This is a genomic window from Pseudoclavibacter sp. AY1H1 (assembly GCF_002931055.1).
Taxonomy (GTDB): Bacteria; Actinomycetota; Actinomycetes; order Actinomycetales; family Microbacteriaceae; genus Pseudoclavibacter.
Map to the genome: position 1 here is coordinate 13,529 of NZ_PSXX01000008.1, position 22,833 is coordinate 36,361.

Annotated in this window: 25 protein-coding genes and 1 riboswitch; of the genes, 15 read left to right on the plus strand and 10 right to left on the minus strand. The window is 69.7% G+C overall.

Translation table 11 applies throughout. The annotated features are described in order from the left end of the window. Positions 1–2 precede the first annotated feature (2 nt). The 3 genes from C5E05_RS12690 to C5E05_RS12700 all read left to right on the plus strand — a co-directional run bounded on the left by C5E05_RS12690 (position 3) and on the right by C5E05_RS12700 (position 1,582). Positions 3–317, plus strand: a complete 315-nt coding sequence (locus C5E05_RS12690; protein ID WP_104342128.1) for a multidrug efflux SMR transporter — start codon at positions 3–5, stop codon at positions 315–317. A 2-nt stretch (positions 318–319) separates the two neighbouring features. Next, positions 320–673, plus strand: a complete 354-nt coding sequence (locus C5E05_RS12695) for a multidrug efflux SMR transporter (RefSeq protein WP_104240022.1) — start codon at positions 320–322, stop codon at positions 671–673. Between the two features lie 87 nt (positions 674–760). Then, positions 761–1,582, plus strand: a complete 822-nt coding sequence (locus tag C5E05_RS12700; RefSeq protein ID WP_258064862.1) for a lytic transglycosylase domain-containing protein — start codon at positions 761–763, stop codon at positions 1,580–1,582. Positions 1,583–1,643: 61 nt separating this feature from the next. On the opposite strand, the gene C5E05_RS12705 is transcribed toward C5E05_RS12700, so the two are convergent. The 3 genes from C5E05_RS12705 to C5E05_RS12715 form a co-directional block, all read right to left on the minus strand. After that, positions 1,644–2,039, minus strand: a complete 396-nt coding sequence (locus C5E05_RS12705; protein ID WP_104240023.1) for a hypothetical protein — start codon at positions 2,037–2,039, stop codon at positions 1,644–1,646. Positions 2,040–2,164: 125 nt separating this feature from the next. Further along, positions 2,165–2,746: a hypothetical protein gene (locus C5E05_RS12710; RefSeq protein WP_104240024.1), complete on the minus strand. Its 582-nt coding sequence runs from the start codon at positions 2,744–2,746 to the stop codon at positions 2,165–2,167. Positions 2,747–2,871: 125 nt separating this feature from the next. Next, positions 2,872–4,140, minus strand: coding sequence for an ammonium transporter (locus C5E05_RS12715; RefSeq protein WP_104342129.1), 1,269 nt, complete (start codon positions 4,138–4,140; stop codon positions 2,872–2,874). A 235-nt stretch (positions 4,141–4,375) separates the two neighbouring features. Between C5E05_RS12715 and C5E05_RS12720 the strand changes: the two genes are divergently transcribed. The 10 genes from C5E05_RS12720 to C5E05_RS12765 all read left to right on the plus strand — a co-directional run bounded on the left by C5E05_RS12720 (position 4,376) and on the right by C5E05_RS12765 (position 12,925). Beyond that, positions 4,376–5,242, plus strand: coding sequence for a DUF1684 domain-containing protein (locus C5E05_RS12720; protein ID WP_104342130.1), 867 nt, complete (start codon positions 4,376–4,378; stop codon positions 5,240–5,242). Then, positions 5,239–6,306, plus strand: coding sequence for an LLM class flavin-dependent oxidoreductase (locus C5E05_RS12725; protein WP_104342131.1), 1,068 nt, complete (start codon positions 5,239–5,241; stop codon positions 6,304–6,306). Before C5E05_RS12720 ends, C5E05_RS12725 begins: the two co-directional genes overlap by 4 nt. After that, positions 6,303–7,424: a GNAT family N-acetyltransferase gene (locus C5E05_RS12730; RefSeq protein WP_104342132.1), complete on the plus strand. Its 1,122-nt coding sequence runs from the start codon at positions 6,303–6,305 to the stop codon at positions 7,422–7,424. Before C5E05_RS12725 ends, C5E05_RS12730 begins: the two co-directional genes overlap by 4 nt. A gap of 97 nt (positions 7,425–7,521) precedes the next feature. Further along, positions 7,522–8,358 (plus strand): alpha/beta fold hydrolase, encoded by an 837-nt coding sequence (locus C5E05_RS12735; RefSeq protein WP_104342133.1) that lies wholly within the window; start codon positions 7,522–7,524, stop codon positions 8,356–8,358. Between the two features lie 313 nt (positions 8,359–8,671). Beyond that, positions 8,672–8,890, plus strand: a complete 219-nt coding sequence (locus C5E05_RS12740) for a hypothetical protein (protein WP_104305730.1) — start codon at positions 8,672–8,674, stop codon at positions 8,888–8,890. Between the two features lie 31 nt (positions 8,891–8,921). Next, positions 8,922–9,485, plus strand: coding sequence for an orotate phosphoribosyltransferase (gene pyrE, locus C5E05_RS12745; protein ID WP_104240031.1), 564 nt, complete (start codon positions 8,922–8,924; stop codon positions 9,483–9,485). A 9-nt stretch (positions 9,486–9,494) separates the two neighbouring features. Continuing rightward, positions 9,495–10,085 (plus strand): septum formation family protein, encoded by a 591-nt coding sequence (locus C5E05_RS12750; protein ID WP_104342134.1) that lies wholly within the window; start codon positions 9,495–9,497, stop codon positions 10,083–10,085. 23 nt (positions 10,086–10,108) lie between these two features. Continuing rightward, positions 10,109–10,537, plus strand: a complete 429-nt coding sequence (locus C5E05_RS12755; protein ID WP_104305733.1) for an SRPBCC family protein — start codon at positions 10,109–10,111, stop codon at positions 10,535–10,537. A gap of 190 nt (positions 10,538–10,727) precedes the next feature. Beyond that, a riboswitch (FMN riboswitch) is annotated at positions 10,728–10,854 on the plus strand. Positions 10,855–10,956: 102 nt separating this feature from the next. After that, positions 10,957–11,766: an ABC transporter permease gene (locus tag C5E05_RS12760; protein ID WP_104240034.1), complete on the plus strand. Its 810-nt coding sequence runs from the start codon at positions 10,957–10,959 to the stop codon at positions 11,764–11,766. 100 nt (positions 11,767–11,866) lie between these two features. After that, positions 11,867–12,925 carry an ABC transporter substrate-binding protein gene (locus tag C5E05_RS12765; protein WP_104240035.1) on the plus strand — a complete coding sequence of 353 codons (1,059 nt, stop codon included), beginning with the start codon at positions 11,867–11,869 and terminating at the stop codon, positions 12,923–12,925. A 210-nt stretch (positions 12,926–13,135) separates the two neighbouring features. Here the strand turns inward: C5E05_RS12765 and C5E05_RS12770 are convergent, their stop codons facing one another. Further along, positions 13,136–13,978, minus strand: a complete 843-nt coding sequence (locus C5E05_RS12770) for an NAD(P)-dependent oxidoreductase (protein WP_104240036.1) — start codon at positions 13,976–13,978, stop codon at positions 13,136–13,138. Positions 13,979–14,067: 89 nt separating this feature from the next. Here C5E05_RS12770 and C5E05_RS12775 point away from each other — a divergent pair, with 89 nt between their 5' ends. Beyond that, positions 14,068–15,417, plus strand: a complete 1,350-nt coding sequence (locus C5E05_RS12775) for a PLP-dependent aminotransferase family protein (RefSeq protein ID WP_104342135.1) — start codon at positions 14,068–14,070, stop codon at positions 15,415–15,417. Positions 15,418–15,444: 27 nt separating this feature from the next. On the opposite strand, the gene C5E05_RS12780 is transcribed toward C5E05_RS12775, so the two are convergent. Then, positions 15,445–16,095: a TMEM175 family protein gene (locus C5E05_RS12780; protein ID WP_104342136.1), complete on the minus strand. Its 651-nt coding sequence runs from the start codon at positions 16,093–16,095 to the stop codon at positions 15,445–15,447. Between the two features lie 29 nt (positions 16,096–16,124). Next, positions 16,125–16,703 (minus strand): sugar O-acetyltransferase, encoded by a 579-nt coding sequence (locus C5E05_RS12785; RefSeq protein ID WP_104342137.1) that lies wholly within the window; start codon positions 16,701–16,703, stop codon positions 16,125–16,127. A gap of 138 nt (positions 16,704–16,841) precedes the next feature. Between C5E05_RS12785 and C5E05_RS12790 the strand changes: the two genes are divergently transcribed. Further along, positions 16,842–17,780: a site-specific DNA-methyltransferase gene (locus C5E05_RS12790; RefSeq protein ID WP_104342196.1), complete on the plus strand. Its 939-nt coding sequence runs from the start codon at positions 16,842–16,844 to the stop codon at positions 17,778–17,780. Here the strand turns inward: C5E05_RS12790 and C5E05_RS12795 are convergent. From C5E05_RS12795 to nadA, 4 genes are read right to left on the minus strand one after another with little or no spacing between them, the layout of a single operon-like run. Further along, positions 17,777–18,913, minus strand: coding sequence for a cysteine desulfurase family protein (locus C5E05_RS12795; RefSeq protein ID WP_104342195.1), 1,137 nt, complete (start codon positions 18,911–18,913; stop codon positions 17,777–17,779). The two genes, C5E05_RS12790 and C5E05_RS12795, sit on opposite strands and share 4 nt — an antisense overlap. Before the next feature lies 1 nt (position 18,914). Continuing rightward, the gene (gene nadC, locus C5E05_RS12800; RefSeq protein ID WP_104342138.1) at positions 18,915–19,796 is read right to left on the minus strand and encodes a carboxylating nicotinate-nucleotide diphosphorylase; all 882 of its coding nucleotides are present in this window, start codon (positions 19,794–19,796) and stop codon (positions 18,915–18,917) included. Then, complete coding sequence (locus C5E05_RS12805; protein ID WP_104342139.1) at positions 19,796–21,523, minus strand: L-aspartate oxidase; 1,728 nt, start codon at positions 21,521–21,523, stop codon at positions 19,796–19,798. The genes nadC and C5E05_RS12805 overlap by 1 nt, the downstream gene beginning before the upstream one ends. Before the next feature lies 1 nt (position 21,524). After that, positions 21,525–22,823, minus strand: a complete 1,299-nt coding sequence (nadA, locus tag C5E05_RS12810; RefSeq protein ID WP_104342140.1) for a quinolinate synthase NadA — start codon at positions 22,821–22,823, stop codon at positions 21,525–21,527. Between the last annotated feature and the right edge of the window lie 10 nt (positions 22,824–22,833).

Consider the following 22,833-nt stretch of genomic DNA (forward strand, 5'->3'; position numbering starts at 1 on the left):
TCGTGGCTTGGTTCGTGTTGATTCTGTCTGGAATGCTGGAGGCCGTCTGGGCCTCAGCGCTCTCCGCCTCGAAGGGCTTCAAGAAGCCCATCCCCGTCGTCGTGTTCCTCGTGTCGCTCACGATCAGCATGGCCGGCCTCGCCTGGGCCATGACGCAGCTGCCCACCGGCACCGCCTACGCGGTCTGGGTCGGAATCGGCGCGACCCTCACCGTCGTCTGGGCCATGGTCACGAAGCAGGAACGCGTCTCGGTCGCCCGAGTCCTCCTGCTCCTGCTGCTCGTCGGCTCCGTCATCGGCCTCAAGGTGGTGAGCTGACCATGGCGTGGATCGCGCTTGTCATCAGCGGCATCCTCGAAGCCGTCTGGGCCACCGCCCTCGGCCAGTCGGACGGGTTTACGCAGCCCGGCCCGACGATCGTCTTCTTCGTCGGGGTCGTGCTCAGCATGCTGGGCCTCGGGTGGGCCGCGGCTCGCATCCCGATCGGCACCGCCTACGCCGTGTGGGTCGGCATCGGGGCGGCGCTCACCGTCATCTACGCGATGGCGACGGGCGACGAAGCGTTCTCTCCGTGGAAGGCCGTGTTCATCTCCGGCATCATCCTGGCCGTCATCGGGCTGAAGCTCGTGCCGGAGAAGAAGGCTGGGCTGGCCGAAGAAGCCGAACGCGCCTGAGCGCGTTCGGCGCGCATCCAGTCGGGTGTCCGTGGTCGCACGTACGCTGAGCCTTTCGGCCCCAGCCCGCCGCCGACACCCAGGGTCATGAGCAGACGGGTGCGAGCGGGGGTGCTGGCAGACGAGGCGATGATGCTGGCCCTTCCTGGGGTCGGCGTCGCGTCCGCTTCGCTGCTGACGGGATGCGCCGGGTCCTTCTTCTCACCCGCCTACGGCGAGGACGAGGTCGGCAGCGGGGAGGCTCAGGTGCAGACGGAGCCGGAACTCGACCCCGCGGCCGAGGGCTACCCGGCGGCGCCTGCGCAGGCCCTGCCCGAGTCGGCGGGGTACGGGATCTGGGATGTGCCGCTCGCCGAGCTCGCAGCTCCGGCCTGGGTGCAGGCGACCTCGGAGGCGACGGGCATCCCGACCAGGGCGCTCTCGGCGTACGCGGGAGCCGCGATCCGCGTCTCGGAGACACGTCCGGAGTGCGGCATCGGCTGGAACACCCTCGCGGGCATCGGGGCCGTCGAGTCCCGACACGGCACGTACGGCGGGTCTCAGGTACTGGATTCTGGCCAGGTCGAGCCGCGCATCATCGGCGTGCCGCTCGATGGCAGCGCAGGGTTCCTCGCCATCCCGGACACCGACGGCGGTGCCCTCGACGAGGACACGGAATGGGACCGCGCCGTCGGCCCCATGCAGTTCATCCCGGAGACGTGGGCGAAGTTTGGGCAGGACGCGAACTTCGACGGTGTCGCCGACCCGCACCACATCGACGACGCCGTGCAGACGGCGGCCGCCTACCTCTGCGAGCGGGGTGGCGAGCTCACGAGCGATGACGGCTGGAACACCGCGATCTCCGCCTACAACCTCCCGGCCGAGTACGCACGCGAGGTCGCCGGCTACGCCGTGCTCTACGCCCCGTAGGGGTTTCAGAGCAACCGCGGAGGGACGCGAGAATGCGTCGAACGGGGAGCGGAATGCGGGCTCAGTTGCCGGGGAGTGAGATCTTGACCTGATCGCCTTGTGTCGTGCATTTCAGGGAGAACGCTTCTGCGCCTGAGTAGGAGACCACCCAATTCATTCCGTCCTGGTGCACCTGAGGCGCGAGGTGTCCGAAGATCGCCTCGTAGGAAGACACCTCCGGGTCGCTACCGAAGATCGGCCCGGCGTACTTGTCTTTGATCGCGGTCACGCACTTGCTGATCGCCTCTTCGCGAGTCAGCTCAAGCGCGGGCTCGATCGTGTACTCCGCGACGAGCGTCGCGGTCGGGCTGGGCTCTGCCTCCTGTGCAGTATCGAGCGCCGTGCAACCGCTGAGCGCTAGTGGGGCGATTGCGAGCCCAGCGACGAGGGATGCCAGACGGAAGAAGTCGACGCGCATTGATGCTCCCCGTCTGCCGGCTCTCTGCCAGCTGTCGCTCACCACCGTATGGGGAGCGAGCAGATGCGCGGCGACGTTTGCGATAACGGTTCGGCACGATCAAGCGCGTACCTGTCACAGCCCGGTCACGAGCCCTGGGGCACCTCGACGCAGGGGATCGCCATGGTCGCGACGAAGGCGCCATCCGAGTGCATCACCGGGGGGACGGTCTCGTCGAAGATCGCCGCCTCGCCCTCGGCAAGATCGGTGTCGGCGACGCGGAGGCGTCCGCTGATGAGGTAGATGGCGCGCACGTCCGGGTCGAACTCGACGGGGTCGCTCACGAACACGCGGCCGAGGATGATGGGCTGCATCTCCGACTTGCGGGTCACCCGCAGCAGCCGGGTGCTCTTCGCGCGTCCGATGGAGCTGCGCAGCAGGAGGAGCGGCGTCGTCGACTCGACCACGATCTGGTGGTCGGCACGCACCTTCTCCTGACGTGTCCCATCCACGAGTCGCAGCTGCGGCCCGCTGATGCCGAGCCAGTGGTCGACCGTTCCCTCGGGCCGGTGCAGCGACTTCACGTTTCGCTTCACGTCGACGAGGGAGAGGCTCCACCTGGGGTCGACCTCGTCGTCCGGGTCGCGCCAGATCTCGTGCACGCTTCCCGAGCGGAGGTCGGTGCCGAGTCGTTCCCGGGGCAGCGACTGCGGCGTGACGATCTTCATCGAACGGCGTCCAATCTGCGTGTAGCTCAGTTGGGGTTGGCGCTGCCCTGGTGGGGGAAGGCCAGAAGGTGGCGGCCAGTCTGTGAACTGTGCCGCCACCTTCGAGGTCGGTGAACGGGGCGACGCTAGACGCGCGTGTCCTCGAGCACGTAGCCAGCCTCACCGTGCGAGACGGTGTCGAGGCCGGCAATCTCGTCCTCGTCCTTCACACGGAAGCCGATGGTCTTGTGGATGATGAATCCGATGACCAGGGCTCCGACGAAGGAGTACGCCATGATGGCGAAGGCCGCGATGGCCTGCACGAGGAGCTGCGTGCCGTCTCCACCGAGGAACAGGCCGGTGCCGTTGGCGAAGAAGCCAAGGTAGAGGGTTCCGATGAGGCCGCCGACGAGGTGGATGCCCACGACGTCGAGCGAGTCGTCGAGCCCCAGCTTGAACTTCAGGTCGATCGCGATGGCGCAGACGGCTCCGGCGATGACGCCGAGGACGATCGCCCACACGGGGTCGAGGGATGCGCAGGCGGGGGTGATGGCGACCAGACCCGCGACGGCACCGGATGCTGCGCCGACCGAGGTGGGCTTGCCGTCGCGGATCTTCTCGACGACCAGCCAGGCGAGGAGCGCGGCCGCGGGGGCTGCGATCGTGTTGACGACGGCGAGGGCTGCGACGCCGTCAGCGGCGAGCTCGGACCCGGCGTTGAAGCCGAACCAGCCGAACCAGAGGAGGCCGGCGCCGAGGAGCACGAACGGCGGGTTGTGGGGGACGTGAGCTCCCTTGCCGAAGCCGACGCGGCGGCCGAGGACAAGTGCGAGGGCGAGGGCTGCCGCGCCGGCCGTGATGTGCACTGCCGTGCCGCCGGCGAAGTCGATGACGCCGAGGCCGAACGTCTCCTGCAGGCCGTAGGTCGTCCATCCGCCGTAGGCGAAGGAGCCGTCATCGGCGAGGCCGAAGTTGAAGACCCAGCTCGCGACGGGGAAGTAGACGACGGTCGCCCAGATGCCGGCGAAGATCATCCACGAGCCGAACTTCGCGCGGTCGGCGATGGCTCCGGAGACGAGGGCGACGGTGATGATCGCGAAGGTCGCCTGGAAGGCGGCGAACGCGAGCGGTGGGTAGGCGGCGTCTTCCGGCACCTCGAGGAGGCTGGAGAGCCCCATCGCGGACGGGTCGATCGCGAAGAGCGGGCTCAGGCCCTCAGCCGCCGGGAAGGCGATCGAGTAGCCGAAGAGCACCCAGAGCACGCCGATCAGGCCGATCGCTCCGAAGCTCATCATCATCATGCTGATCACGCTCTTCGCCTTGACCAGGCCTCCGTAGAAGAACGCCAGTCCTGGTGTCATCAGCAGCACGAGCGCCGCCGCGAAGAGGATGAATGCGGTATTTCCTTGATCCATCGTTGTAGACCTCTCTGCAAGGGACGCACGTGGGGCGTCGGGGTGCACTCATGGTGCGCTCGTGCTGTTTCGCCTGCGCGGCGGTGGTGTTACGCGAACGAACGAAGTGTGTTGCAGTCGTGTTTCCGGTGTGTCCCCTGAAACGCACCGCCCGCCTTGCACAATGTGACGCCCTGAGTAGTCCGGCGCAGCCCCCGTCTTACGGTTCCAGGCGGCGTCTGCCTACCATCCCGGCATGAGCATCTCGGCTTCCCCGTCCCTTGTCCGCGACGTCGACCGCGCCCAGTTCAACCGCGACTGGGAGGCGTGGCACGTCGAGCACGAGAAGCGGCGCACCGATGGCCACGGGTTCCTAGCCGTGACCAGCCTGAACTTCCTGTCGGAGGATCCGCAGGCCATCGACGGCATCCCCGGTTCCTGGTCGCTCGAGGACGGGCAGGCGATCGTCGATCTTGCCGACGGCGAGACCCTCGAGGCTGACGGCCTCCTGCTGCAGGGGCCCCGGCTGCACCGGTTCCCGTGCATCGCCGAGCGCGACGGGGTCACCGCCCGCGCCGGCAGGGTGCTCATCGAGATCGCCAAGCGGGGAGGCTTCACGATCGTGCGCCCCCGCGACCCCGACTACGACTACCTGGCCGCCTACTCGGGCACCCCCACCTACCTCCCCAACCCGCGCTGGCGCGCGCAGGGCACATTCGAGGCGTTCGACGAGCCGCGCGATGTCACCGTCGGTGCGGCGGTCGAGGGGCTCGAGCACGTCTACTCCTCGCCGGGCAGGGCCACCTTCGAGCTTCGCGGCGAGCAGTTCTCGCTCACCGCGTTCAATGGGCACGAGGCTGGATCGCTGCTCGTCCTGTTCACGGATGCGACGAGCGGCCTCACGACGTACGCCGCGAACCGTGCCCTGTCGGTCTCGGCGCCGGATGCGGATGGCCGCGTCACGGTCGACTTCAACCGCGCCGTGAACCTGCCATGCGCGTACACGGTCTTCGCGACCTGCCCGCTGCCTCCCGCCGAGAACCGACTCCCCGTCGGCATCGAGGCCGGGGAGAAAACGCCGCTCGCGAAGGCCGGCGAGCACGCAGAGGGCGCCTCAGCGTGAAGTTCCAGGTCCTCGACATCGTCCCGTACGTCGCCAACCCGGTCACGGGCGAGCAGCTGACGCCGTCCGAGCGGCTCCACGAGACCCTCGAGTTCGCGCTGCGCGCTGAGGAGCTCGGCTTCGACGCCTTCTCGGTGGGGGAGCGCCACGCTGGCCGCTTCCTGTCGTCCTCGCCGAGCGTGCTCCTCGGGGCCATCGCGGCGCAGACGTCGACGATCCGCCTCCAGACGGGCGTGACCGTGCTGTCGATCCTCGACCCCGTTCGAGTCGCCGAGGACTTTGCGACGATCGACCAGCTCTCGCGTGGCCGCCTCGAGATCACCATCGGCAAAGGAAACGAGGTCGCCCAGTTCCCGCTGTTCGGTCTCGAGATCGACGACCAGTGGGAGCTGCTCGCAGAGAAGTACGCGCTGCTTCGGCAGCTGTGGCGGGAGACCGAGCTCGACTGGCCAGGCAGCGAGTTCACGCGTCCCCTCACGAAGGTCACGACTCTGCCACGGCCGTACGCCGGACCGCCTCGCGTGTGGCACGGCTCGGCGACGACGCTCGCCTCGGCCGCCCTCGCGGCGAAGTGGGGCGACCCGCTCTTCTCGGCGAACGCCATCCAGCCCCTGCGCAACTACGAGGTGCTCGTGCGCCACTACCGGGACGAGTTCGAGCGCCACGGCCATGACCCCCGCACCGCGTTCGTCGGCGCGGGCGCGGGCTCGCTCTTCATCGCCGAGACCTCCCAGGAGGCGAAGGAGCAGTACGGGCCCGTCTACGAGGCCCTCGTCGCCGCCACCAACGTGCCAGGCAACAACTCCGTGTTCCGAGACATCGACCACGCCATCGCCGAGGGGCCGGCGCTCGTCGGCAGCCCGCAGCAGGTGATCGACAAGATCGGCCGCTTCCACGGCGCCTTCGACCACGACCTGCAGTCGATCAGCCTCCCCACCACGCTCCCGCACGAGCAGCAGCTCGACCAGCTCGAGTACTTCGCCACTGCCGTCATCCCAGCGCTCCGCGAGGAGTTCCCCACGACGCTCTGGAGCGACGAGCTGATCGGGGCATCCGCCGCATGACGCAGACCGCACCCGTGCCGACGCAGGGGGCATCGGCCGGGCCAGAGCCCGCAAGGCGCGCTGGACCCCCTACGGTCCACGTCCGCGAGGCGGTGCCCGCCGACTGGCCCGAGGTCATCCGGGTCAGCGAGGCCGCGTTCGCCGCTGGGCCATACGGGCACCTGCAGGTCGGCGAGGAGCGCCGACGCTTCGTGCGCGACGTCGAGGGACGAGCCGCAGCCGGTGCTGTGCTCGTCGCCGAACGCGACGGTTCCGGCGGCCGCGACGGCGCCGAGGTCGTGGGCACGCTCAGCATCGCGCGCGCCGGCACGGGCCCATCGCGCCTCGCCACGGGGGAGGAAGCGGAGGTGCGCCTCCTCGCCGTCTCACCTACCGCGCAGCGGCTCGGCGTCGCGAAGCGCCTCATGCAGGCGGCGAGCGAGACGGCGCTCGGGTGGGGCGCATCCGCGCTCGTGCTCGACACGGGCGGCAAGAACCTCGCCGCGCAGGCGCTCTACGAGGGCCTGGGGTATCGGCGCACCAACGGGGCCGACGACGCGAGCGACACGGAGGCGGTCGCCGACGCGTCCCGCGTCCCGCACATCGACTACCGGCTGCCGTTGCAGCTCGACCCCGGCGTCGTGGTGCGGCTCGTGCGGCCGAACGAGATCGACGCCGTCTCAGCCCTCTCGCTGCGCGCCTACGAACTCGAGTACACGATCTCGGGCCACTACCGCGACGACATCGTCTCCGTCGCCGAGCGCGCCGAAGCCAACCAGGTGTGGGTCGCCGTGGATGCGGGGGACGGGGAGCTGCTCGGATCCGTCGTGACGCCGAAGCCGGGGGAGCACCTCACGACGCTGCCCGAGAGCGACGAGGAGCTCGACTTCCGGCTGCTCGCCGTCGATCCCGGCGCTCGCGGGCGCGGGGTCGGCGCGATCCTCACCAGGCTCGTCATCGAGCTCGCGCGACAGCGCGGGCTGCGGCGCGTGGTCATGAACAGCGGACCGCAGATGGTGCGAGCGCACCGCCTCTACGAGCGGCTCGGCTTCTCCATCCTCGAGTCGCGCGTGCGCACCGTCGACCCCGGCGACGGGCGGCCGCCGTTCCAGCTCCTCGCCTTCACGATCGACGTCTGAGCGTTGCCTCCGAACCTCCGAGCCACCGATCCGATGCGAAGCCCGGCTCCGAATGATTCCCGATGCGTCGCAAGTCGCGGCGCGGGAAGGCACCGCAATGACTGAGATCACCGCACACCACGGCCTGCTCGCGGAAACGAAGCTCCACGTCGACGACACGGGCGGAACCGGTCGCCCCGTTGTCCTCATCCACGGTTGGCCGCTCTCGGGTGAAGCCTGGAACCACCAGGTGCCGGCCTTCGAGGCCGCCGGCCACCGCGTCGTGACCTACGACCGCCGCGGCTTCGGCCGCAGCGACAAGCCCCTCACGGGGTACAGCTACGACAGCTTCGCCGACGACCTGCAGTCGGTGCTCGAAGCCCTCGACCTGCGCGAGGTCACCCTCGTCGGCTTCTCCATGGGCGGCGGCGAAGTGGCCCGCTACCTCGCGAAGTTCGGCGACGAGCGCGTGCACAGCGTCGTCTTCGCATCCGCTGTCCCGCCGTACCTGCTGAAGACCGCCGGCAACCCGGACGGCCCCCTCGAAGCTGCAGAGGCCGCCAAGATGACGGCCGCGCTCACCGCCAACCAGGAGTCGTTCTACGACGGCTTCATCACCACGTTCTACTCGGTCGACGACAAGCTCGTCGTCTCCGAGCAGGAGCGCCAGGCGGCCATCGAGCTGACCAAGCAGGCGTTCAAGCCCGCCGCCCTGCAGGCCATGGCGGCGTTCGCGAGCACCGACTTCCGTGACGACCTGCAGGCCGTGAAGGTGCCGACGCTCGTCATCCACGGTGACAGCGACGCGACCGTGCCCTTCGAGGGCTCCGGAGCTCGCACGAACGAGGCCGTCGCCGGCTCCGAGCTGTACGTCGTGGCGGATGCGCCCCACGGCGTCAACGTGAGTCACATCGACGAGTGGAACCGGGTCGTGCTGGAGTTCCTCAGCCGCTGATTCCGCGCGAAGGGCGACAACTCCGCCGAACGCCGGGACCCGGCCACCGTCGTTTCGGTGGCCGGGTCTCGGCGTCTCGGTGATCTCACAGCGTGCGCGCGCTCGGCGGCCTTGAAGGCGCTGGGATCGCCGCCGTCGCAGGATCCGCAGAGTTCACTGGGAGTCGCGGAGACGGGCGAGTTCAGGCCATCGACGGCACTGGCCGCTTGACAGCGGGCCGAGGGGATTGATGGGCTGGCGGCAGCTCGACGCGCAGGACCGGAAGCATCCCGAGACAACGAAGGCCAGCGAGGCGCTGGCCGGAGGAGGCGTGATGAAGACGAACACCGTGACGAAGACCAGCGAACTCGACCCGACCACGTCGTCCGGGGCAGGCGACCACCGGCCCGCGTCCTCCGGTGGCGGCGGTATGACCGCGAGCCGCGACGAACACGGGCTGCCGACGGGCGCCGCCCTGCGGGAGTGGCGTCGCGCGCATCCGCGGGCCACGATCGCCGACGCCATCGCAGCGGACTCGCTCTCAGCGCGCTGACCGGCCCCTCGGGCGATTAGGCTTGAGGACCGTGACGACAGACCGCGACGCCCTCATCGAACTCATCCGCGACGAAGCCGTGTTCCACGGCGACTTCACCCTCACGAGCGGGAAGAAGGCGACGTACTACATCGACCTCCGCAAGCTGAGCCTCGACCACCGCGCTTCGCCGCTCATCGGCCGCGTGCTGCTCGAGGTCATCGAAGAGTTCGAGACCCTCACGGGCGCGCCGGTGGATGCAGTCGGCGGCCTCACGATGGGTGCAGACCCGCTCGCGAGCGCCGTCATGCACCAGGGGCTCGCGCAGGGCAAGATCGTCGACGCGTTCGTCGTGCGCAAGGAGCCGAAGGACCACGGCCGCGGCCGCCAGGTGGAAGGGCCGGACCTGGAAGGCAAGCGGGTCGTCGTGCTCGAGGACACGTCCACCACGGGCGGCTCGCCGCTCAAGGCCATCGAAGCCCTCGAGAAGGTCGGCGCGAAGGTCGTCGGCGTCGCCGTCATCGTCGACCGCGCCACGGAAGCGCAGGGCGTCATCGAAGCCGCGGGCTACCCGTACCGCGCCGCGATCGGCCTCGAAGACCTGGGCCTCGCCTAGGCACTCCCCATGGCAGCGACCCCCACGCCTGAGGCGCGCGAGCAGCCTCAAGCACGCGAGCAGCAGGTGGAGCGCGCCGCGAAGCGCCGCAACCGCGGCGTCCTCGCAGCGCTGATCGGGGTCCTCCTCCTCGGTGGGGCCGCGCTCGGAGTCTGGCTCCAGCCGTTCGGCGACGGTCAGGTCCCGCCAGAGGATACGGCCGGGCCCGCGCTCACCGAGGTGCCGCTCGCGGGCGCCGACGCGTCGCTGCTCGAGCCGGGCCAGTGCATCCGCGACTACGTCTCGCCCTGGGAGCCCAGGTTCGATGTCGTCGACTGCGACGCCGAGCACTCGGGGCAGCTGCTCGCCGACGTCGAGGCGACGACGCTGTCCGCAGACGCCGAGTATCCGGGCGAGGAAGCGCTCAGGGACCGCGCCCAGATCACGTGCCAGGCGAGCGACGTCCTCGACACCGCCGCGGCCGCGGCCGTGCCCGGGCTCGTCATCGAGGCCAGCTACCCCCTGAACCAGGCGGACTGGGACGCGGGGCTGCGCGGCTACCGCTGCTTCGCCTCCACGCCGGGGGCGTCCACGACCGGCTCGCTCGCGGCGAACCGGTAGCGTGCGACGGCTACGCTCATCGCATGACCTTCGTGAGTGAATCCATCGACATCGATGTGCCCGTCGACGTGCTCTTCAACCTCTACGCCGAGCCGGAGTCGCTCCCGAGCGTCCTCAGCATCGTGAAGCACGTCGAGGTGCTCGGCCCTGACCTCATCCGGTGGGACGTCGAGCTCGTCGGGCAGCGACGCTCGATCGACGCGAAGGTCGTCGTCAACGAGCCGGGCAAGCGCCTTCGCTGGGAATCGGTCGAGGGCCGTGCGTCCTTCGCCGCCGAGGTGCGCACCGAGGCGATCACCCCAGCCAGCACCCGCGTGACGGTGGATGCGGAGTTCGACGCCGGCGGCATCGCCGAGCGCCTCGGCCTCGCGAAGCCCATCGCAGCAGCCGCGATCTCCAGCGAGCTCCGCAGCGCGAAGAAGACCGCGGAGGCGCAGGCCGCCGCCGGATAGCCGTGTCTCGAGATGGCTTTCGCGCCTCGGGATGTGTTGCAAGCCATCCGCGTGCGCGCAGACCATCCCGAGAGAACGGTGACAAGGGCGACGGCGCTGCTGTCCAGGCATTCCCTGGAGCTGTTCGCTCGTCGCGGAGCGTCACGATGTCGCGCATCACGGGGGCGTGTCGTATTCTGGCGACAGAGTCCACGTGCTCCGGGGTCGGTGTAATTCCGAGCCGGCGGTTATAGTCCGCGACCTGCTCCCGCAAGGGAGTGGCTGATCTGGTGAAATTCCGGAACCGACGGTGAAAGTCCGGAAGGGAGGCGCACGTGACGGCACGCCTCGGCGTACCGTCAGCTCGTGGAATCCGCCGACCAGTTCGGCGACCTCCACGCGCCTCGTCATCCCCGGAGCTTTCCACGAAAGCCGGGTAGATGAACACGACGTCAGCACGCTTCCTCGCACCGATCACGGTGGCGATCGGTGTGCTCGCCGTGTGGTGGCTCGTCACAGCGGCGGGGCTCATCTCGCCGCAGTTCCTCCCTGCTCCCGGCCAGCTCGCCGAGCGCTTCTGGCTCGACGTGACGAAGGGACCGATGCTGGGCCACGCGTGGGTGACGCTCTCGGCGGCCCTGCTCGGCAGTCTCCTTGCGATCCTCGTGGCCGTGCCGCTCGGCTACCTCATCGCGCGCCTCCCGTGGGTCGATGTCGCGATCACCCCGTACGTCGCCGCGTCGCAGGCCGTCCCGGCCATCGCCCTCGCACCCCTGCTCGTGCTGTGGATCGGCTACGGCCTCGCCCCGACGGTCGTGCTCTGCGCGATCATGTCCTTCTTCCCGATGATCGTCACGACCGTGCTCGGCGTGCGGCAGCTCCCGCAGGACGTCATCGAGGCGGGGCGCATCGACGGCGCCAACTGGTACCAGCTGCTGTGGTGGGTCGAGGGGCCGCTCGCCCTGCCGAGCGTGCTCGCCGGCATCCGCGCCGGTGTGACGCTGTCCATCACGGGTGCCGTCGTCGGCGAGTTCACGATGGGCGGGCGGGGGCTCGGCATGCTCCTCACCCTCAACCGCGACGCCAACGACATCCCCGGCATCTTCTCCACGCTGCTCATGCTCGTGCTCCTCGCCGTCGCCCTGTACATCCTCATGCGGCTGTTCCAGAACGCCGTGACCTGGAACGACGACGAACCCAAGTCGAGGCGGCGCGCCCGCGTGCTCGCCGACGAACCGCTCCCCGCCTGACCTCACACCCGCCTGACCTCACACCCGCCTGACCTCGCACCCCGCCTGACCTCGCACCCCGCCTGACCTCGCACCGACCTCTCTCGATCTGGAGACGCCCATGAACACTCGCCCAACCACCGCGGGCTTCCGCTCGCGGGCCGTGCGCTCCGTCATCGCGGCCGGCGCCGTGGCAGCCGTGGCCGTGCTCGCCGGATGCTCCCCCTCGGCAGGTGGCGACGGCGCGGAGGCGCCCGCCGCGGCCGCGGGCGACGTGACCATCGGCCTCACCTACACCCCGAACATCCAGTTCGTGCCGTTCTATGTGGCCGAGGCGAAGGGCTACTTCGACGACAAGGGCGTCAACGTGGAGCTGCGCCACCACGGCGAGGGCGAGGACCTCTTCGGTGCGCTCGCGAACGGCACGGAGGACTTCGTGTACGCGGGCGGCGACGAGATCACGCAGGCGCGGGCGGCCGACATCCCCGTCACCTCGGTGGCGACGCTCTACAACACGTACCCGGCGACGCTCATCGTGCCGGAGGACTCCGACATCACGACGGCCGAGGATGCGCGCGGCAAGACCATCGGCACGCCCGGCCCCTACGGGCAGACGTACTTCGCGCTGCTGTCGCTGCTGCAGAGCAACGGGCTGACGGCGGACGACGTGAAGATCGAGTACATCGGCTACACGCAGCAGGCGGCGCTCACGACGGGCGCGGTCGATGGGGTCATGGGCTACATCAACAACGACGCCGTGCAGTTCGAGAAGGCGGGCTTCCCGGTTCGCACGATCGAGATCGCGCCGGCGGATGCGCCGACCCTCGTCGGCCCGTCCCTGGGGGTCGCCGACTCGATCATCGAGGGCGACGATGCGTCGATCACCCCCGTGCTCGAGGCCCTCGCCCTGGCCACGCAGGACGTGATCGACAACCCGGAGGAGTCGATCGACATCGCCGCCGAGTACATCCCGACCCTCTACACGGACGAGGCGAAGAGCGACGCGCTCGCGACGCTCGAGGCGACCATCCCGTTCCTGTCCGCGCAGGAGGGGCAGCCGCTCTTCACGAACGACGCCGACGTGTGGGCCACGATGGCGACGTTCATGAGCGATCAGGACCTGCTCGAGAAGCCGCTGGACGGCGACGCGTTCACGAACGCGTACGTGCCAAAGGGCTAGACGTCTGAGACCAGGACGTTGTTGACGCGGCGCCGGCAATAACGCCCAGTTCAGTGCTGCGACGAGGACGGCGGCGTTGGAGACGACGAATACCAGTCGTGGCCAGTGGCCAGTGAGTGGGGCGGACGAAGTTGAGGACCAGGCTGACGGGCAGGACTCCCGTGTAGGTGATGACGGCCTGTCGCCAGGTTCCGGGCCGGAATGCTGGCCTCACAGAGTGCTGAAACCTTCGCGCCAGCTTGGGTGCTGCAGAACGAGACCGGTGTCATGGGCGCGCGCGTTCGAGACGGGGCGACCGATATTGCCGGAGTCCGGGGTGTTCGGCTCGGGTGCGCCGACTGCGGCCGCGAAGAGTGGTGCCCACTCGTACCCGGCCGCGGGCTCGTCGTCGACGATGTTCCAGATCCCGCTCGGCCACCCCAGCGCGAGGAGGGCCGCGTGGGCAGCATCGGCGGTGTGGATGAAGGACGCCACTGTCTCGGTGGTCTGCAAGCGACCGGCTCGTGCGTCCTGTCCGTAGCGTCCGTCGCGGGAGTACCAGGTGTCTGGTCCATAGAGCTGACCAAACCGCAACACAACATGCTCCGGGATCTCGCTGACCGCAGACTCGAGCGCCCTCACCGCGGAGATCGTCGTACGCCTGGGTTCGGCGGGGTCGGGATCGAGCGGCTCGGCCTCTCCGGCGAGTTCGGCTCCAGAGGAGTAGACCCAGGAGATGCTCTCTGCGATCATCCGAGACGTACCAGCCTGCCGGGCTGCGTCGACGAGATTGCGGGTGCCCACGATGCGCAAGCGCGCGTTGCTTGCAGAGCTTCCCGTGCCGAGATCCGTCAGGAGATGCACGATCACCTCTGGTCTTGCCTGGCCCACCGCCTGCAACACGGCGTCTCTGTCGAGCGCATCAACGACGATCGGGGCCGCGCCGAGCCGGCTCAAGAGGGCCGCCCTGACCTCGGAGCGGGTTGTGGCTGCCACCTCATGCCCGGCCGCGTTGAGCAGCGGAATGAGTGCACGCCCGAGCACGCCGGAACCACCAGCAATGAAGATGCGCAACAGGAACCCCTCTCGTCAGGAACGCTCACGAGGCTAAACCAGCCCTGGACCATCTGAAAGTTCCAGATGACGAGCAGTATCTTGGTCCAATGGATGATCTCTTCCGTCTGGACAGGTCATTGCCGAAAGCGCGTGCGGTCGAGCACACCATCCGCAATGCGATCGCACGAGGTGCCCTCGCTCAAGGGGCCAGGTTGCCTGCCACGCGCGAACTCGCTGTGGAGTTCGGCATCGCCCGCAACACCGTCGTGGCCGCGATCGACGACCTCGTCGCCGAAGGCGTCCTGGAAGCCCGGCCGCGGGCCGGGATTTTCGTCGCTCGCAACACCTCCCCGGCACACCGCACGGAGAAGACTGCCCCCGGGATGCGGTCTGGGTTTGATCTGCGACCAGGGCAGCCTGAGCGTGGCTCCTTCCCGACCGCACGATGGCTCGCTGCCACCCGGCGCGCCGCGTCATCCGCGGGAGCCTTCGAAACGGATGGAGCGGGCGTCTTGGAGTTGCGCAGCGAGCTCGCGGCCTATCTCAGTCGAGCCCGCGGGGTAGAGACCACTGCCGAGGCGATCGTGATCTGTGCTGGTTTCCGCACCGCCTGCACGCTTCTTGCCGCCGCACTCGCATCTCAGGGCGCGACAACGATCGAGATCGAAGACCCATCGCTGCCCGGGATCGACCGGCCCTGGCGCACGGCCGGGCTCACCGTGAACGATCTTCCCGTAGACAACGACGGTGCCGATGTCAGTCAGCTACGCAATGAGACCGACGCAGTCCTGCTGACCCCGGCGCATCAGTTCCCGCTCGGCGGCGCGCTCGCCCCCACCCGACGTCAACTCGTCGCTGATTGGGCCACAACAAACGACAGCTACATCATCGAGGACGACTACGACGGCGAATTCCGCTTCGATCGTCGCCCGATCGCGGCACTGCAACGATCCGTGCCCGAACACGTCGTCTACGCGGGTAGCGCCAGCAAGACCCTCGATCCCGGGCTTCGGCTCGGCTGGCTCGTCCTTCCGCACGATCTCGTACAGCCCGTCACTGAGGTCTCCGAGGCCCTCACTGGCGGCGCCCCGGTACTCAACCAGCTCGCTCTCGCGTACCTGATCCGCAGCGGGGACTACGAACGCCACATCCGCCGCCAGCGCCGCGAATACGCTCGACGCCGCGCCTATCTTCAACGCGCGCTCCACAGTGCGGGGTACGACGTCCCCGGTATCCCGGCCGGACTCCACGCCCTGATCCCGGTGAGTGAGGATCAGGTGACCTTGGCGAGCGACCATGACGGCCTCTCCTCAGACGCTGTCGCAGTGCACACGCTTTCCCGCTACACCCGAAGCCATCCGCAACCCCGAGCGCTCGTCACCGGATTCGCTACACCCTCGCGCCCTCAATTCGAACCAGCGATCAACGCCCTCATCGCGCTACTGAACACGCCTTGACGTCTACAACCTCACGGCGAGCAACGGCTAGGCGTCCTCCGGCTCCTCGCCGTCGCGCGCGGCCATCCGCTTCTGGATGGCCGACGAGACGGGGCCCGTGAGGAGCAGCAGCAGCCAGGTGTAGCGCGCAGGGTCCGGGCCGAGGAGGAACGCGACCGGGATCGACAGGGCGAACACGGCCGGCACGACGAACGTGAACGCCGACCGGCGGCGCGCCGCCCGCGACGGCTCCGTGAGCCCGCGGTGCACAGCCACGACCCAGATGACGTGCTGCGCGAGCGACGCGCAGATGATGTTGACGGCGTAGAGCACGACCGGCAGGGGCTGCGAGTCGAGGCTCGCCTCGCTCATCGACGCGGTGCTGAACGGCAGCAGCACGATGAAGAACATCGCCACGATGTTGGTGTTGAGCAGCGGGCCGTCGAGCGCCGACACCTCGCCCATGAGGCGGTGGTTGACCTTCCAGAAGTTCGCGATGACGAAGAAGCTGATCGCGAAGGCGAGGAGCTGGTCGAGCACGCCGGAGCCGGCGAGCGCATCCCAGCTCGCCCAATGGTCTGCCGTTGGCGGCACGATGTCGACGACAAGCAGGGTGATGGCGACCGCGTAGACCGCGTCGAAGAACGTCAGCCCACGGTCGAACTCCGTGGTGCCGCGTGCGTAGCTGCGTGAAGCCATGATGGATGCTCCGTCTCCGTGAGGTCTGGTCAGTTGAGGGAGCGGATGACGCGTGCCGGGTTGCCCACGGCGACGACATTCGCGGGCAGGTCCTTCGTGACGACGGCGCCAGCGCCCACGACCGTGTTCTCGCCGATCGTGACGCCGGGGCAGACGATGACGCCGCCGCCAAGCCACACGTTGTCGCCGAGCGTGATGGGCGCGCCCGCCTCGTAGCCGGCGCGACGGGGCTCGGGGTCGAGTGGATGCGTCGGCGTCAGCAGCTGCACGTTCGGCCCGATCTGGCAGCTCGCACCGATCGTGATGGGAGTGACGTCGAGCGCCACGAGACCCACGTTGACGAAGGTGCCGTCGCCGATCGTGATGTTGGAGCCGTAGTCGACGTACAGGGGCGCCTTCACGGTGACGTTCGCGCCCAGACTGCCGAGGAGCTCGGCGAGGATCCCGGATGCGCGCTCCGTGTCGACGGGGAACGCCGCGTTGTACTCGGCCTGCAGCCGAACCGCGCGCTCCGCCCCCGCCAGCAGCTCCGGGTCGTCCGCGTGGTACAGCTCGCCGGCCAGCATCCGCTGCTTCATGGTGCGACCGTCGTCGAAGTTCACCGTCATGGCAGAACCCTAGCCTGCGCCCGGATACGGCCGAGTATGCACATTCCGACGCGCTCGGCGCGTTAATCTCGACGGGTGACCTCGTTGTGGAACGCCGCAGGACCCGACCTCGTCGTGCACGGCGACAACCTCGACGCCATGAGCCGCCTCCCAGACTGTGCCTTCCAGGTGATCTACCTCGACCCGCCCTTCAACACCGGCAAGCAGCAGAAGCGGCAGTCGGTGAAGGTGAAACGGCAGTCGCCAGTGGAGGAGTCCGTCGAAGCCGCGGAGCTCGGGGAGGCGCTCGCGCACGACGCCGCGCCCGCCGAATCGGAGGCCGCGGCCCCAGCATCCACGCCGCTCACCCGCACGGGGTTCCAGGGTCGCAGCTACGAGCACACCCTCGGGGAGCTCTCGGCGTTCAACGACGAGTTCGCCGACTACTGGGGCTTCCTCGAGCCACGCCTCGTGGAGGCCTGGCGGCTGCTCGACGAGACGGGCACCCTGTACCTGCACCTCGACTACCGGGAATCGCACTACGCGAAGGTGGTCCTCGACGCGCTCGTGGGGCGCGACAAGTTCCTCAACGAGATCATCTGGGCGTACGACTACGGGGCGCGCACGTCGAAGCGGTGGCCGGCGAAGCACGACACGATCCTCGTTTACGTGAAGGACCCGAAGAAGTACCACTTCGATGCCGCCGAGGTCGACCGTGAGCCGTACATGGCACCCGGCCTGGTCACCGAGGCGAAGCGGGAGCGGGGCAAGCTGCCGACGGACGTCTGGTGGCATACGATCGTCTCCCCGACCGGCAAGGAGCGCACCGGCTACGCGACGCAGAAGCCGGCGGGGCTGCTGCGGCGCATGATCCGCGCATCCAGCCGGGAGGGCGACTGGGTCGCCGACTTCTTCGGCGGCTCCGGCACGACGGCGGCGGTGGCGCGCGAGTGCGGGCGCAGGGTCGTGACGGTCGACGCGTCGGTGGATGCGCTGCGCACCATGCGGAGGCGTCTCGGCCCTGAGGGGGTCGAGTACCGGAAGCTCACGAAGGACGGCTCGAGGCTCCTCTCGGGCGCCCCGAAGCGCAGGCGCTAGCCCCTCGAGACCCGCGCGACCGACTCGAGGAGGGCGTCCGCGACCCCACCGAGCTCCTCTGCGGTCGTGGACGCTCCCCACGTGAACCGCAGGGCGGTCCGCGCGTCGTCCTCCGCGATGCCGAGGGCGAGCAGCACGTGCGACGGCTCGTCGTGGCCTGCGGCGCAGGCCGCGCCAGCCGAGGCGAGCACGCCGTGCTGCTCGAGCTCGAGCAGCACCGTCTCGCCGTTGATGCCGGGGATGACGAGCGACGCGTGCCGGGGGAGGCGAGCGGATGCGTGGCCCGTGAGCCGCGCGCCCGGGACCGACCCCAGCACCGCGGCGACGAAGGCGTCCCTGGCGCCGACGGCGTCGAGCTGGCCCGCGCGCCGCTCCTCGTCGGCGAGCCGCAGCGCGACCGCGAACGCCACCGCGAAGGCCACGTTCTCCGTGCCCGAGCGACGCCCTCGTTCCTGGCCGCCACCGTGCATGAGCGGCTCCAGCGGCAGCCTCGACCGCACCGCGAGCACCCCGACCCCCTTCGGTGCCCCGAGCTTGTGGCCGGACACGCTGAGTGCATCCACGCCGGTCGACGACATCGAGATGTCGAGGGAGCCCGCCGCCTGGATGGCGTCCGTGTGGAACGGCACACCGCGCGCATGGGCAACGTCGGTGAGAGCGGCGATGTCCTGCACCGTGCCGACCTCGTTGTTCGCCGTCGAGAGCGAGACGAGCGTCGTGTCGTCGCGGAGGGCAGCGGCGAGCGACTCCGCGCTGACCGTGCCGCGGGCATCCACGTCGACGAACGACACCTCGAAGCCGTGGAGCCGCACCAGTGCGTCGACGGAGGCGAGCACCGATTCGTGCTCGAGGCGACTCGTCACGACGTGCCGTCCGCGCGGGTCGCCGAGCGCGAGGCCCTTGACCGCCAGATTGTTCGCCTCGGTGCCGCCCGAGGTGAAGACGACCTCGGTGGCGCGGCAGCCGAGCACGGCCGCGATGCTCTTCCTGGCGTCGGCCAGCGCTGCAGCCGCCTCCTCGCCGAGCCCATGCGTGCTCGACGGGTTGCCGAACGACGCCGTCAGGAACGGCCAGGCGGCGGCGAGCGCCTCCTCGCGAACCGGCGAGGTCGCCGCGGCGTCGAGGTGCAGCACGTCAGCCATCGGCGTCTGACACGGGCCCGACCTCGAGCGACATATCGAGACCCAGGTCGATGGCCCGCGCGCTGTGGGTGAGCGCGCCGACGGAGATGACGTCGACACCGGTCTCCGCGATCGCCGCGACCGTCTCGAGGCTCACCCCGCCGCTCGCCTCCACGACCGCCCGACCGGCGATGAGGGCGACACCCTCGCGCAGCTCGGCAAGCGAGAAGTTGTCGAGCATGATCGTGTCCACGCCCGCGTCGAGCACCGCCGGGATCTGGTCGAGCCGATCGACCTCCACCTCGACGTGCGTCGTGTGGCCCAGCTTCGCGCGCGCCGCGAGGAGCGCATCCGTGACCCCGAGACCGGACTGCTGGAGCAGCACCGCCAGGTGGTTGTCCTTCGCCATGACCGCATCGGACAGCGAGAAGCGGTGGTTCCGGCCGCCCCCGCTCGCGACGGCGTGCCGCTCGAAGGCCCTGAGCCCTGGCGTCGTCTTGCGGGTGTCCGTGATGCGAGCCGAGGTGTGGGCGACGGCCTCGACGTAGCTCCGAGTGAGGCTCGCGATGCCGCTCATCCGCTGCGTGAAGTTCAACGCGACCCGCTCGGCCGTCAGCACCGACCCGGCGGGGCCCGTCACGGTCGCCAGCACATCCCCGGCCGCGAACGCCTCGCCATCCTCGGCGTGCATATCGACGAGGACCTCGGCATCCGTCAGCCGGAACGCCGCCGCGAACACGTCGATGCCCGAGAGCACCCCCGCCTCGCGGGCGACGAGCGTCGCGCTCGCGGTCGCCTCGACGGGAATGAGCGCATGAACCGTGATGTCACCCCACGGGGCGTCTTCGGCGAGCCCCGCGCTCACGGCGGTCGCGATGTGGGCAGGAGTCAGCATCAGTGCGCCATCGCCTTCTGTCGGAGGGGGAGCGAGCGGGGGAGTGCGCGCGGCGACGCGGGCGGGGACGCCGCCTCTGCCGCCCCCGCCGCCGGATGCTCGTCGGATCGGAAGTGCGCGCCCACCGACTCGGTGCGGGCAAGAGCTGCGGCCACCGTGAGGCGGGCGAGGAGGAGCAGGTTCGTGTCCTCGCGGTCGGAGACGGAGGAGGAAGCCCCCTCTGTTGGCCGTGCTTCGGCCCACGCGTCGAGCGTGAGCTTGGCGTCTTCGAGCGCCGGACCGCTGCGGTGCAGCCCCGCCTGCGCCCACATGAGCCCCTGCAGCGCCCCGCGCGAGAAGGCTGGCGTCGCCTGCGCCCCCGCCACCCCCGCGGTTGCCGCCGCCGCCGTCTGACCAACTTGCGGGATGAGACCGGCATCCGCGCAGCCATCCGCTTGCCTGGCCCCATCTGGTCCCGGAAGTTGGTCAGCGGCGGCGAGGGATCGCGCTGCGGCGTCGTGGTGGATCGCCTCCGCGACGCGACGCCCGAACACGGCACCCTCGAGGAGCGAGTTCGACGCGAGCCGGTTGGCGCCGTGCACGCCGGTGCGGGCGGTCTCCCCGGCGGCGAACAATCCGCGGATGCTCGTGCGCCCGGAGAGGTCGGTCACGACCCCGCCCATGAGGTAGTGGGCGGCCGGCGTCACGGGCACGGTCTCGCGCGACCAGTCGAGCCCGCTCTCGTCGATGTGCGCGGTGATGCTGGGGAACCGGCGCTCGAGGAACTCCCGCCCGAGGTGCCTCGCATCGAGGCGGACAGGGCGGCCGACCTGCCTCGCCATCTCGTCGGCGATGCCCCGCGCCACGACGTCGCGTGGGGCGAGCTCCGCGTCGGGATGCACGCCGAGGAGGAACCGCTCGCCCGCTTCGTTCAGCAGCACGGCTCCCTCCCCGCGCACGGCTTCCGAGATGAGCGCGCCGCCGGAGCCGGCGAGCACTGTCGGGTGGAACTGCACGAACTCCAGGTCGGCGAGCTGCGCGCCGGCCCTGGCTGCGGCGGCGATGCCGTCGCCGGTCGCGACGGCGGGGTTGCTCGTGTGGGCGAAGAGCTGGCCGGTGCCGCCCGTCGCGAGGACGACGGCGTCGGCGGAGTGGAAGCGGGGCGTCGGCGCCTCGGGGCTGAGCAGCCACGCGCCGACGGCACGCTCGCAGCGCACCGCGACGTCGGCGAGGAACGTGTGCTCGAGCAGCCGGAGCTCGCCCTTCGCGGCCGCCGATCGGACTGCTGCGCTGAGCGCGCGCTGGATCTCGCGCCCCGTGGCATCCCCGAACGCGTGCAGGATGCGGGCGTGCGAATGCGCGGCCTCCAGGCCCCGGCTGAGCGCGCCGGCGGGTTCCCGGTCGAAGCGGGTGCCGAGCGCGATCAGCTCGAGGATGCGCGCCTCCGCGGAACGGCAGAGCTCCTCGATGGCGCGCCGGTCGCCGAGGCCGGCACCGGCCGCGACGGTGTCGCGGACGTGCGACTCGACGCTGTCGTCGGCGTCGCCGATGCCGATGCCGATGCCGGTGCGAGTGCCGAGCACCGCCGCGATGCCGCCCTGGGCGTGGGACGTGGCGGTGTCGTCAATTGTCGTTTTCGTGACGACGCTCACGTCGTGGCCTTCTGCGCAGGCGGAGAGGGCGGCGGTCAGGCCGGCGATGCCGCTCCCGATGACGAGGACCCGCAGGGGCCCGGCCTCCCGGGCCATGTCAGGAGGCCATCGTGGTGTCCGGCCTTGCCGCGAGCATCCGCTCGACGGCGACCCTGGCGGGCTCGGCGATGTGGGCGGGCACGCTGATCTGGTTGCGCACCTCGCCCGCGACGAGCCCTTCGAGCACCCAGGCGATGTAGCTGGGGTGGATGCGGTACATCGTCGAGCAGGGGCACACGACGGGGTCGAGGCAGAAGATGGTGTGCTGGGGGTACTCGGCGGCGAGGCGCTGCACGAGGTTGATCTCGGTGCCGATCGCGAACACCGACCCGGCTGGGGCGGCCGCGATGGCCTTCGTGATGTAGTCGGTGGAGCCGTACTCGTCGGCGGCGTCGACGATCGCCATGGGGCACTCGGGGTGCACGATGACGCGCACGTCGGGGTACTCGGCGCGGGCCTTCTCGATCTGCGCGACGGTGAAGCGCTTGTGGACGGAGCAGAAGCCGTTCCAGAGGATCACCTTGGCGGCGTCGAGCGACTCCGGGGTCTGCCCGCCGAGGGGGCGGCGCGAGTTCCACAGCGGCATCTCCGTGGTGGGCACGCCCATGGCCTTCGCGGTGTTCCGGCCGAGGTGCTGGTCGGGGAAGAAGAGCACCCGCCGGCCGCGCTCGAAAGCCCACGTCAGCACCGTCTCGGCGTTGGAGGAGGTGCAGACGATGCCGCCGTTGCGGCCGCAGAACGCCTTGAGCTCGGCGGACGAGTTCATGTAGGTGACGGGGATGACGGGCACGCGGCCGCTGGCGTCCGGCTCCGTGCCGTAGAGCTCGGTGAGCTGCTCCCAGCACTCTTCGACCGAGTCGCTGTCGGCCATGTCTGCCATGGAGCATCCGGCCGCGAGGTTCGGGAGGATGACGGCCTGCTCCGGTGCCGACACGATGTCGGCGGTCTCCGCCATGAAGTGCACGCCGCAGAACACGATGGCTTCTGCCTCCGGCTTGGCCTTGGCGGCGTTCGCGAGCTGGAAGGAGTCGCCGATGAAGTCGGCGTACTGCACGACCTCGTCTCGCTGGTAGAAGTGGCCGAGGGTCACGACTCGGTCGCCGAGCGTGGCCTTGGCGGCGAGGATGCGGTCGTGGATCTCCTCGTCACTCGCGGTCCGGTACTCCTCCGGCAGGAGCTCCTGCCTGGGCGCCGCGGGCGGAAGCCGGTCGGCCATTGACGCCCCAGGCCCGTAGGACGGCACTTGCAGGTCGAACACCCACGGGGACTTCACGAGCTCCGGCGAGCAGCTCTCGCCCGCCTGCTTGCCGTTCTGGATGCGCGTGATCGTGGTGTGCACTGAGGCGGTCGTGGTCATGGCTTGCGTC

What these genes read in the sequence shown, in the direction of transcription:
- C5E05_RS12775 (WP_104342135.1), top strand. Translation starts at nt 14,068, where the DNA reads ATGGATGATCTCTTCCGTCTGGACAGGTCATTGCCGAAAGCGCGTGCG.
- C5E05_RS12755 (WP_104305733.1), top strand. Translation starts at nt 10,109, where the DNA reads ATGACCTTCGTGAGTGAATCCATCGACATCGATGTGCCCGTCGACGTG.
- C5E05_RS12705 (WP_104240023.1), bottom strand. Translation starts at nt 2,039, where the DNA reads ATGCGCGTCGACTTCTTCCGTCTGGCATCCCTCGTCGCTGGGCTCGCA.
- C5E05_RS12805 (WP_104342139.1), bottom strand. Translation starts at nt 21,523, where the DNA reads ATGGCCCGGGAGGCCGGGCCCCTGCGGGTCCTCGTCATCGGGAGCGGC.
- C5E05_RS12750 (WP_104342134.1), top strand. Translation starts at nt 9,495, where the DNA reads ATGGCAGCGACCCCCACGCCTGAGGCGCGCGAGCAGCCTCAAGCACGC.
- nadC (WP_104342138.1), bottom strand. Translation starts at nt 19,796, where the DNA reads ATGCTGACTCCTGCCCACATCGCGACCGCCGTGAGCGCGGGGCTCGCC.
- C5E05_RS12715 (WP_104342129.1), bottom strand. Translation starts at nt 4,140, where the DNA reads ATGGATCAAGGAAATACCGCATTCATCCTCTTCGCGGCGGCGCTCGTG.
- C5E05_RS12720 (WP_104342130.1), top strand. Translation starts at nt 4,376, where the DNA reads ATGAGCATCTCGGCTTCCCCGTCCCTTGTCCGCGACGTCGACCGCGCC.
- C5E05_RS12700 (WP_258064862.1), top strand. Translation starts at nt 761, where the DNA reads ATGAGCAGACGGGTGCGAGCGGGGGTGCTGGCAGACGAGGCGATGATG.
- C5E05_RS12735 (WP_104342133.1), top strand. Translation starts at nt 7,522, where the DNA reads ATGACTGAGATCACCGCACACCACGGCCTGCTCGCGGAAACGAAGCTC.
- C5E05_RS12740 (WP_104305730.1), top strand. Translation starts at nt 8,672, where the DNA reads ATGAAGACGAACACCGTGACGAAGACCAGCGAACTCGACCCGACCACG.
- C5E05_RS12710 (WP_104240024.1), bottom strand. Translation starts at nt 2,746, where the DNA reads ATGAAGATCGTCACGCCGCAGTCGCTGCCCCGGGAACGACTCGGCACC.
- C5E05_RS12790 (WP_104342196.1), top strand. Translation starts at nt 16,842, where the DNA reads ATGAGCCGCCTCCCAGACTGTGCCTTCCAGGTGATCTACCTCGACCCG.
- C5E05_RS12765 (WP_104240035.1), top strand. Translation starts at nt 11,867, where the DNA reads ATGAACACTCGCCCAACCACCGCGGGCTTCCGCTCGCGGGCCGTGCGC.
- C5E05_RS12695 (WP_104240022.1), top strand. Translation starts at nt 320, where the DNA reads ATGGCGTGGATCGCGCTTGTCATCAGCGGCATCCTCGAAGCCGTCTGG.
- C5E05_RS12730 (WP_104342132.1), top strand. Translation starts at nt 6,303, where the DNA reads ATGACGCAGACCGCACCCGTGCCGACGCAGGGGGCATCGGCCGGGCCA.
- C5E05_RS12780 (WP_104342136.1), bottom strand. Translation starts at nt 16,095, where the DNA reads ATGGCTTCACGCAGCTACGCACGCGGCACCACGGAGTTCGACCGTGGG.
- C5E05_RS12760 (WP_104240034.1), top strand. Translation starts at nt 10,957, where the DNA reads ATGAACACGACGTCAGCACGCTTCCTCGCACCGATCACGGTGGCGATC.
- C5E05_RS12785 (WP_104342137.1), bottom strand. Translation starts at nt 16,703, where the DNA reads ATGACGGTGAACTTCGACGACGGTCGCACCATGAAGCAGCGGATGCTG.
- nadA (WP_104342140.1), bottom strand. Translation starts at nt 22,823, where the DNA reads ATGACCACGACCGCCTCAGTGCACACCACGATCACGCGCATCCAGAAC.